Raw genomic sequence first — 9,025 nt, 5'->3', positions numbered from 1 at the left:
CAAAGCGAAGGCGCTCCTCCATTACCGAACTCGCTTTCCACGGCATCCACACCTCCCGCAGAACAAAAGCGGAAAGTGTAACCCATGTGCCCGGTACGTTCTGTCACCTATGTCTCGGGCCGCTCAATTGTCCGGCCCGGAGACATGGGTAACGAAACGTAGCCGCCGACAGTCCGGATTGAAACGTCAAACTCGCGGGCGAGATCGGCCGTATGGATCGGAGCCGTCGGATAGGTCGCGACGTAGTCGTCGATGCCCTGCACGAGCTTGATCGCGCGCTCGCACGCTTCGTTATTTTGGAACGACAGTGTCGGCTGATCTCATCTTTGATCTAGATCAGATCTGAGGGCTCCAGGCCGGTGGCGGCCGCAGGACTCGCAAAAGCGAAGGGGCCCAGCGGGCCCCTTCAAACGTCACCAGCGGCGATAGCCGTAATGGCCATAATAGCGCGGACCGTAATAGCGCGGCCCATAATACCGCGGGCCGTAATATGGCCGTGGCCCGTAATACCCATAGTAGTTCGGGCGCCACCAGCACTGTCCCCAGGCGTCGCAGACCATGCGGACCTGCTCGACGCCGGAGGCCTGCGGTCTGGCAGGTGCAGGCGCGATGGGCATGGCGGATGCCGCCGACGTTGCCGCGAGGCCGCCGAACAGGGACGCGGCGACGAGGCCAGTCTTGAAATTCATGATGTCTTCCTCCGCTTGCACGATGCAGACTATCGAAGCTGTTCTGCTCAAATTGTGGCGGAACCGAAATGTAATACTGATGAACAAACCTTCAGCCAGCTGGTCGGCCCTGATCCCAGCCCGCCAGCTGGCGTAGGCTGCAGGGCCAGGCGGTCTCTTAGACCTTGATCTTGCGCAATTCGCAAGTTTGCCTTGGCTCTAAGTGTTGCCGACCTGGCGGCGGCGTAGTGCCTGCTGCCGAGCAAGGTGAGCTGGATGCGCTGACATGGCTCGGCCGCGGCGACGGCGATCTCTCCGATTGGCGCGAACTGCGCGCTCAGGCCGCGCAGGCGCACAACCAGCGCACTGCCTCCTACCCGATCGGCACGCCAATGCCCGCCGACTATTTGGAAGAGGCGATGACGCAGTTCGGCAAGTCCTTCGAGGAATTCGGAGAACAGCTCTGAGGCCGGATGCGGCGTCTGCAAGCGTCAAGGAGAAGTTGTGATGGACAAGATGAGAATGGAAAAGGGTGACTGGCTGGTCGTGTGCGACGGGCGCAAGGCGCTCATTCTGGAAAACCTCGGCGACGAGATGTTTCCGAACCTCCACACCAGAGAAGTGCACGAGCAGTCCAACCCCTCGACCGCCGCGCAAGGCAGCGATGCGCCAGGCCGGGTGCACCCGGCGACCGGCGGGTCGCGCAGCTCGGTCGAGCAGACCGATTGGCACGACGAGGCCGAGCGCGCCTTCTTGCGGGGATTGGCCGGCCGGCTCGATACTGCGGTCAGCTCCGGCGAGACCAAGGCCCTGACCTTGGTCGCCTCACCGCGCGCGCTCGGCATGTCCGCGCCGACTATTCGGATCTGGTGCGCAAAGCGCTTCAGGGCGAGATCAGCAAGGACCTCGTCAAGCTGCCGGTCTACGAGATCGAGAAGCAATTGCTGCGGTCTGGCGCCGCGAAATAGGGACGCCCGCGGAAGGGACGCGCGGCGCCTCAGTAGCAGGGGTGCCGCCGGCCGTCCTGGCCGATATAGGCGGCCGCGCCGCGGTAGCAGTGGTTGGTCGACGGACCGTCGTAATAGGCGAAGGTGCCGGGGGTGATGCCGGGTCCGTAATTGTGCAGATAGCTGATCGGGTAGGGCAGCGGGTTGGCGTAGGAGCGGTGGTACCGGTGATGTCCGCGTGCCTCCGCGAGGCCAGGGGCCAGGACTGCAGCCGTCAGGGCCGCAACCGCGGCTACAAGCGTCAACTTGCTCATCTCGATTCTCCGGAACCCGCTCGAATAAGTCAGTCATTTATATATAGCAATTTCGGGCAGTCAGGCACCGCTCCGAAGGCCCGAAATCATGACCAGTCCCGCAGATTTCCGGACAGGTGTGACAGAGTTGCCGGACATGCGGTCGAAAGCTGCCCATTTTTGGCCTTTTCGGGATGCTTAACGAATTCCCCACACAAGTATGACCAAAGACTATTCGGTTGAGAATCCTGTCGTCGGCGCCAGGGATCATATTGAGGGGTCCTTCGAGCCGATCCATTCCTGAAGGCCATCGCCGTCACCTCGCCATGCGCATCACGCTTCTGAGCCTGCTGTTGCTCTGCCTCGCCGCTGCCGCGCCAGCACGCGCCGAGCTGCACATTACCCGCGACCATGGCGGCTACGTCGAGGAGTACAAGGCCAAGTACAAGCGCGTGCGCGAGAAGGGCGAGCGCGTCATCATCGACGGCATCTGCAATTCGGCCTGCACGCTCGTGCTCGGCATCGTGCCGATGAACAAGATCTGCGTGACGCCGCGCGCCAGCCTCGGCTTCCATCAGGCCTATTACGACAAGGCCTTCACCTTCGGCATCAAGGTCACCAGCGCCGAGGGCACCTCCGATCTCATGTCCTACTACCCCGACACGGTGAAGGACTGGATTCGTCGCAATGGCGGGCTCACCACCGACATGAAGAAGATCAAGAACGGCGTCGAACTCTGGAGGATCGTCAATCCCTGTCCGGAAGAGTGGTGAACGGCTGAGCTAGGCCGCTGTCGTCCGTCGCAGCGCAGCATCATCAGGACGAAATTCGCATTGCCGCATAGCCGCCGGTGAGGCAATGAGGGCGGCAATGAATCATAATCAAGAAGCCCTGACCGCCCGCGCCGCGCCGATCCTGTTCGTGCTGCTCTGGAGTACCGGCTTCATCGGCACCAAATACGTCGTCAACAACGCCGATCCGTTGACCTATCTCGCCATCCGCATGGCGATCGTGGTCGGCTTGATGGCGATCATCGCAGCCATCGCGCGGCCGAAATGGCCTGATCGCGCCGGCATTGCACACAGCGCGGTCGCCGGCATCCTGGTCCACGGCTTCTATCTCGGCGGCACCGCGATTGCGATCGCGCATTCGATTCCAGCCGGCCTTTCGGCCCTGATTCCGGGCCTGCAGCCGATCCTGACTTCGACCATCGCCAATCGGTGGCTTGGCGAGAAGGTGACGCCGGTGCAATGGGCTGGCCTCGTGCTCGGACTCGGCGGCGTCGTGCTGATCCTGCACAACCGTCCGATGACCGGCGAGGCCGGGCTCGGTTGGCTCGCCTCGGTGGTCTCTCTGATCAGCATCACGCTCGGCACGCTCTACCAGCGCCGTTACTGCAATCACATCGACTGGCGCGCTGGCAATCTCGTGCAATACCTATCCGTCACCATTTTCTTCGCAATCGGCGCCTTCCTGTTCGAAGATCGCGTGGTGCACTGGACGCGGGAATTCGTGCTGGCGCTCGCCTGGCTCGCCGTGGCGCTCTCGATTGGCTCTATCGGGCTATTGTACTGGCTGATCCGCCATGCCGCCGCAACCTCGGTCGCGAGCCTGTTCTACCTGGTGCCGGCCGTGACGGCGCTGATGGCCTATCTGCTGTTCGGCGAAAAGCTCGACGCGATTGCCATTGCCGGAATGGCGCTCTGTGCCGCAGCGGTCTTTGTGGTCAATCGACGCTCATAGCAGTTTCCAGCACTCACACCCCTGACGTGTGTTGACCATTGCGTGCTAGAGTGGAGCATTCAACCCATTTCTTTTCAGCACGGTGATGTCCATGACGAAAGCACGGCGTGCACTGCTCGGCAGGTCTATGAAGCCGGTCCGGATTGCCTGTATCAACTACGCAGAGGAGATGATGAGCGACCGAATGATGGGAAGGCTCACGGCGGCGCTCCAGAAATGCTACGACGAGCATTTCCTCCCCGTGTGGGGCTATCCCGTCGATCTCGACGTCACCCGCAAGCCGAAGCCGACGGACTGGCAGCTGGTCTATTTCGACGACGCCACCCACGAGAACTTCCTCGGCCGGCACGAGCTGACGCATCAGGGACAGCCGATATCGAAGATATTCCTGAAGACGCTCGGCGAGGACGAGCCGGTCAGCCTCGCCGCATCGCACGAGCTGTTCGAGATGGTGCTCGACCCCATGGCCAATCTGTGGGCCGACAAGACCCGGCACACCCAATATGCCTACGAGGTTTGCGACGCCGTGGAGGAGGAGTCGTTCATCGTCAGCGGCTTTCCGATGTCGAACTTCGTCTATCCGTCCTGGTTCGAGCCCTTCGAACATCCCCGCGGCACCAAGTTCGATCATATGGGGTCGCTCAAGGCGCCTTTCACGATGACCGAGGGCGGCTATGTGATCAAGAAGGTCAACGGCAAACGGGTGATCAAGCAGTTCGGCTCACCGGAAAAGCGGAAGCGCTTCAACGCCGAGGACCGGCGCGGCCATCGCAGTGAATTCCGCGATCCCAAGGGCAAGCACCATCCGGGCCGGCGCGCAGCGAAGCGACGAGGGTAGGCGTCTCCGGAGCCGTCTCCGGGCGCGCCCGCACCGCCTGCCAGGGCTGGCGGATCGGCTTCGCAGGTAAGCCTTCAGGGGGTCCTCGTTTACGTTTGGGAAAGTATTGCGGCAATGCGAACGGCCGCTTATGCGGCCGTGAGCCGATTGCACGAATATGCAGGAATTACGGGGGGCCGGCCGAGAGCCTGCATTTGAAGGCCTTGGTGGAGAGCTTCCTCGACCGCGTGTACGCGGCGCAATTCAGCCCGGTCATTCCGGGGCGGTCCGTAGGACCGAACCCGGAATCTCGAGATCCCCCGGTGCGCGATTGCGCACCTGAGGTCTGGTCCTTCGGACCATCCCGGGATGACTTTGGCGGCCGTTATACGCGACCGCCAAAAGTCACTTCGGCTGCGGCACGATGCGAATGTAGGGCTTCGGCTCCTTCCAGCCCTGCGGGTAGATCGTCTTGGCCTCGTCATTGGAGACCGAGCCCGCAATGATGACGTCTTCGCCCTGGGTCCAGTCGGCCGGCGTCGCGACGCGATGCTTGGCGGTGAGCTGCAGCGAGTCGATGGCGCGCAGGATCTCCTGGAAGTTCCGCCCGGTGGTCATCGGGTAGACCAGCACCAGCTTGATCTTCTTGTCCGGCCCGATGACGAAGACGTTGCGGACGGTCTGGTTGTCGGCCGGCGTGCGGGTGAGGGGATCGCCCGAGGTCGAGGCGGGCAGCATGCCGTAGAGCTTGGAGACGTTGAAATCGGTGTCGCCGATCATCGGATAGTTCGGCGCTGCGCCTTGGGTCTCCTTGATGTCCTCCGACCATTTGGAATGACGGTCGACCGGATCGACCGAGAGGCCCATCAGCTTGACGCCGCGCTTGTCGAACTCCGGCTTCAATTTGGCGAGAGCGCCAAGCTCAGTCGTACAAACCGGCGTGAAGTCCTTCGGGTGCGAGAACAAGAGTGCCCAGCTGTTGCCGATCCAGTCATGGAACTTGATCTTCCCTTCGGTAGTCTCGGCTTCGAAGTCGGGGGCGGTGGCGCCGATCGGAAGTGTCATGGTTCTACCTCATCATATTGAATTTGCTTGTGAATTAATGTCTGGCCGTCGTACCCAGTATAATGGCTTGGCGAGGCCAAGTGAACGCCAAGTGAACCGGCTCAAGTAAAATGTGAATTCCATCTTTGAACAGCCGATTTCCTAGCACCTTTCTGTTACAGCGGCGCCTGCGACGAAACATCTCCACGGGAGCCGCACGGGACTCGATTGCCCCGATAATGCCTTTTATCACTTCCATCACGCCCGCCCGGCGCGTCCTAGAACCAAATTGGTCCTGACCGCGACCAATTGGCAACCATCTAGAGAAGTCGCGATCCCCATATCGAATCGTTAACCACCCCTTTACGCCGGTATGAAAATGCTGGCCGATCAGAAGAAGTCTGGAAGTGCACTATGTCTGCCGCTGCGCCTAAGCCTACCGAGTCGTCGTCTCTAGAACCGTCCTGCCGCGACACCGCGGCCCATGCGCTGAGCATTGTGCGCGACGGCGTGATCACGGGCGAAGGCCCAACGACCAAGGGAAGGGTACATTTCTCCCGTTCGCTCGATGCCGACGACGCCGCCTGGTGCATGCGTATCCTGACCGCGACCGCCGTCAACGACCAGCCCGTCAGCCGCGCCGAGGCCGAAGTTCTGTTCGAGATCAACGAGGCCGCGACCGAACGGACTGACGGTGGCCGGTTCGACGACCTGCTCGCCAAGGCCGTTGCCCATTATGCCGCCAGCGCCTCGGGCCTGAAGGTGCCGCCGCGCAGCGTCGCGCTGTCCGCCGACACCGAGATCGAGAGCTGGGCGCCGTCCTATGCCTCCAAGGTCAACAGCGAGATGCTGGAGTGGATTGCCCGCCAGATGCGCGGCAAGCGCCAGAGCAACCGGCGCCTCATGGCGATGGTGGCGACCTTCCTGGGCGCCACCGCGCTGCCTCTGGCGGGCCAATTGCCGAACGTGTTCGACATCGGGATGTAAGAGACTGGGCATGTAAGATCTTGTGCGTCACTCGATGACGCGCGGGAACGGCGGGGTCATTTCCCCGCCGTTTTTTGTTTGACGGCGTCAGGCTCGAGTCCCAGCGTGCGCCCGGGAAAACCGGCGGCATCGAAATAGCGCTGGCTGCCGACGCGCTGGAAGTTCAGCACGGTCATCAGGCCGCCCTCGGCGGGCTTGGACTTCAGCGTGCCAACATAGGCCTTCGGTACGATGCCGTTGGGCATGGCCTCCGACATCACGCGGCCGATCAGGCCACCATTATGCGAGCCGCGCAGGCCCATGAGCTGGACGGCCGTCATGCCGACGTCGGCATTGCTGACCGGAATCTCGTCGACATAGCCAGCTTTGAAGTCCGGCCCGATCGCGGCCATGAAGTTCATGGTGTCGCCCCGGCTGAAGCTGCCATGCATGCCCTGGCCCTGGCGCAGCACGGTGTCGGCCACCTGGACCGAGCAGTTGGTCGGCGCCTCGCCGCAATCGCTGGCATAGGAGCGGAAGTTGACGACGATCGACGGCGTCGGCGTCGCCGCCTTGCCACGCAGATTGATGCTCGACAGCGGCAGCGTCCCGGGGAAGCGGCCGAGCGAGTCCTCGACGAACAGGCCGGAGACGTAGTCCTGCTCGAGCAGCGCCTTGATGGTCTTCGCGGCGAGCTTCTTGTCCATGTTGGGGAGGTAGATCAGGTCGGAGCCGCCATTGGTGGCGACGACGAGATCGGGCTTCTCCGGATCCTTGCCGAGCACGCCGTTGCCGGCCTTGGGATGCTTGTTGCCCTCGATCTTCGCGTTCTTGTCGTTGGGATCGAACAGGGGCAGGTCGAGCGCCTTGGCGAGGTCGAGCGCCAAAAAGCCCATCGGCAGAAAGTCCTTCGGCGTGTCGTCATAGCTGATCTTGGCCGAGGGGCTGGTCTTGCTTTCCTTGGATATGGTCGAGAAGCCGTGGTCGGCCTGGATCATGATGTTGGTGCTGGCGGCGAGCCCGAGCTCGTCCAGCGCCTTGCGGATCGTGGCGAGGTTGTTGTCGGCGTTCTTGATACTCGCCATCGAGCTCGGGCCGTTGATGCCGGGCATGATCTGGTTGAGGCTGTCGCCCTGGTTGTGCTGGGTGCCGTCCGGGTCGCGCGACCAGAACACCAGCACGAACGGCTTGTTGCGCGCCTTGAACATCGGCAGCACCACCTTGGTGGCGACGTCGGCGAAATAAGCCTGCTGCGCGACGTTGGCGACCGTGGTGCCCGGCGTCTTGGCATCTCCCGCCTTGGAATTGTCGCCGCGCGGCGGCGTGGCGAGCGGCAGGCCGGCCTTGGTCAGCGCGTCCTTCACCTCATCCGACAGCGCCACACCATTCTTGCCGCCGGTGGAATCGTCGAACACGACCGAATGCAGGCCCGCCTTCTCGGGCTTGTCGGTGTGGTCGAACTGGTAGGTCGGGCCGACCTTGCCGATCGCGGCGGTGCTGAAGCCCTTGTCGCGGGCCATCTTCAGGATGGTCTCTTCGTTGAGGTAGTCGCCCCTAAAATGCTCGTCGATGTCACCGAGCACGGCATCGTTCTCGATGAACGGGACCACGGTGTCGCCGGCCGGCGCCGAGGTGTAGCCGGTCCAGATCGTGTTGGAGAACACGCCGGTGTCGCCGAGATAGTGGCCGGTCGACATTGCCGAGCCGTTGGCCATGGTGAAGGTCGGGAAGAGGGAGTGCGGGTTCTTGAAGTTGACGCCCTTGTCGCGGACCTCGGCCATTGCAGGGGCCGTCTCCGGCGTCACCTTCAGCGCGCGCAGGCCGTCCGGAATGAACAGGATCAAATTGCGGGGCGTGTTGTTCTGGGCCGAGGCAAGTCCGGTGGACAGGACCGTCAGCCCGGCGGACAGCAACACCAGTGAACGGCGCATCAAATCTCTCCCTGCGATGAGGCGGCTCGGCCGCGATCGCGGCTCCCAGCTTCGTTTAGTTTCGCTGCATGACGGTTTTGTTACAAGCCCTGTTGGGGATGCAATAGGGCTGGGAGGGGATGACGTTGATCTGGTGTCCCAGACGCGCTGCAGCGCGCAAGCGTCGCGGCGCAGAGCCGGGACCCAGCAGGCCGCGGCATTTGCTGCAGCATGGGCTCCGGCTCTGCAGTGCAGCGCTAGAGGGGCGCTGCGCTGCGTCCGGGGCACGAGGCCTGAATCTTCGCGAACGGCTGCCTCAACATCGTCATTGCGAGCGGAGCAATCCAGAAATGCATCCGCGAAAAGACTCTGCATTGCTTCGCTCCGCGCAATGACGGAGCAAGTGGCGCCGGCGTCGCTCTGCGGCCGGCATCTGAATTGTAGACACGCCTTCGCATCCTCGCGGCTCATCTCGCCCGAGCTTTGCTTCGTCGCCTCACCCTCAATTGAAAGAGCAACTGTGGCGAAGTAGCCCGGCGATCGGCCGGCCTCAAGGCTGGCGCTGGCGCGCCCCCGCCTGCGGCGGCTGACGGCCTTGACCCCGTCCGCTCACCGGTCTGTTGGCTTTGCATGCGCT

Annotated in this window: 9 protein-coding genes and 1 pseudogene; 6 read left to right on the top strand and 4 right to left on the bottom strand. The window is 62.6% G+C overall.

Annotated elements, in window-relative coordinates:
- Window positions 1-413: 413 nt before the first annotated feature.
- Window positions 414-689 (bottom strand): hypothetical protein, encoded by a 276-nt coding sequence (locus tag EAV90_RS38480; protein ID WP_122406606.1) that lies wholly within the window; start codon window positions 687-689, stop codon window positions 414-416.
- Window positions 690-916: 227 nt separating this feature from the next.
- Here EAV90_RS38480 and EAV90_RS38475 point away from each other — a divergent pair, with 227 nt between their 5' ends.
- On the top strand, window positions 917-1,135 hold the full coding sequence (locus EAV90_RS38475; protein ID WP_376707320.1) for a DUF3775 domain-containing protein: 219 nt from the start codon (window positions 917-919) through the stop codon (window positions 1,133-1,135).
- A 40-nt stretch (window positions 1,136-1,175) separates the two neighbouring features.
- A pseudogene (locus EAV90_RS38470) lies at window positions 1,176-1,636 on the top strand (host attachment protein).
- 29 nt (window positions 1,637-1,665) lie between these two features.
- Here EAV90_RS38470 and EAV90_RS38465 read toward each other — a convergent pair.
- Window positions 1,666-1,929 (bottom strand): hypothetical protein, encoded by a 264-nt coding sequence (locus EAV90_RS38465; protein WP_122402753.1) that lies wholly within the window; start codon window positions 1,927-1,929, stop codon window positions 1,666-1,668.
- Between the two features lie 305 nt (window positions 1,930-2,234).
- Here EAV90_RS38465 and EAV90_RS38460 point away from each other — a divergent pair, with 305 nt between their 5' ends.
- The 3 genes from EAV90_RS38460 (at window position 2,235) to EAV90_RS38450 (ending at window position 4,489) form a co-directional block, all read left to right on the top strand.
- Window positions 2,235-2,681, top strand: a complete 447-nt coding sequence (locus EAV90_RS38460; protein ID WP_122402754.1) for a hypothetical protein — start codon at window positions 2,235-2,237, stop codon at window positions 2,679-2,681.
- A 97-nt stretch (window positions 2,682-2,778) separates the two neighbouring features.
- Complete coding sequence (locus EAV90_RS38455; RefSeq protein WP_122402755.1) at window positions 2,779-3,651, top strand: DMT family transporter; 873 nt, start codon at window positions 2,779-2,781, stop codon at window positions 3,649-3,651.
- Between the two features lie 91 nt (window positions 3,652-3,742).
- Window positions 3,743-4,489: a hypothetical protein gene (locus EAV90_RS38450; protein WP_162500234.1), complete on the top strand. Its 747-nt coding sequence runs from the start codon at window positions 3,743-3,745 to the stop codon at window positions 4,487-4,489.
- 384 nt (window positions 4,490-4,873) lie between these two features.
- Here the strand turns inward: EAV90_RS38450 and EAV90_RS38440 are convergent, their stop codons facing one another.
- Entirely contained in the window at window positions 4,874-5,533 is a 660-nt protein-coding gene (locus tag EAV90_RS38440; RefSeq protein WP_122402757.1) for a peroxiredoxin, read from the bottom strand.
- A gap of 393 nt (window positions 5,534-5,926) precedes the next feature.
- Between EAV90_RS38440 and EAV90_RS38435 the strand changes: the two genes are divergently transcribed.
- A complete protein-coding gene (locus tag EAV90_RS38435) occupies window positions 5,927-6,499 on the top strand; it encodes a hypothetical protein (RefSeq protein ID WP_122402758.1) in 573 nt (190 codons plus the stop codon).
- A gap of 56 nt (window positions 6,500-6,555) precedes the next feature.
- Here EAV90_RS38435 and EAV90_RS38430 read toward each other — a convergent pair whose 3' ends face one another.
- The gene (locus EAV90_RS38430) at window positions 6,556-8,409 is read right to left on the bottom strand and encodes an alkaline phosphatase family protein (protein WP_129146407.1); all 1,854 of its coding nucleotides are present in this window, start codon (window positions 8,407-8,409) and stop codon (window positions 6,556-6,558) included.
- Window positions 8,410-9,025 lie beyond the last annotated feature (616 nt).

Source organism: Bradyrhizobium vignae (assembly GCF_004114425.1).
GTDB classification, from domain to species: domain Bacteria; phylum Pseudomonadota; class Alphaproteobacteria; order Rhizobiales; family Xanthobacteraceae; genus Bradyrhizobium; species Bradyrhizobium vignae.
Note: the sequence above shows the minus strand (reverse complement) of the source record. Positions and strands in the feature narration are given on the sequence as shown.

What these genes read in the sequence shown, in the direction of transcription:
- EAV90_RS38450 (WP_162500234.1), top strand. Translation starts at nt 3,743, where the DNA reads ATGACGAAAGCACGGCGTGCACTGCTCGGCAGGTCTATGAAGCCGGTC.
- EAV90_RS38440 (WP_122402757.1), bottom strand. Translation starts at nt 5,533, where the DNA reads ATGACACTTCCGATCGGCGCCACCGCCCCCGACTTCGAAGCCGAGACT.
- EAV90_RS38465 (WP_122402753.1), bottom strand. Translation starts at nt 1,929, where the DNA reads ATGAGCAAGTTGACGCTTGTAGCCGCGGTTGCGGCCCTGACGGCTGCA.
- EAV90_RS38460 (WP_122402754.1), top strand. Translation starts at nt 2,235, where the DNA reads ATGCGCATCACGCTTCTGAGCCTGCTGTTGCTCTGCCTCGCCGCTGCC.
- EAV90_RS38455 (WP_122402755.1), top strand. Translation starts at nt 2,779, where the DNA reads ATGAATCATAATCAAGAAGCCCTGACCGCCCGCGCCGCGCCGATCCTG.
- EAV90_RS38480 (WP_122406606.1), bottom strand. Translation starts at nt 689, where the DNA reads ATGAATTTCAAGACTGGCCTCGTCGCCGCGTCCCTGTTCGGCGGCCTC.
- EAV90_RS38435 (WP_122402758.1), top strand. Translation starts at nt 5,927, where the DNA reads ATGTCTGCCGCTGCGCCTAAGCCTACCGAGTCGTCGTCTCTAGAACCG.
- EAV90_RS38430 (WP_129146407.1), bottom strand. Translation starts at nt 8,409, where the DNA reads ATGCGCCGTTCACTGGTGTTGCTGTCCGCCGGGCTGACGGTCCTGTCC.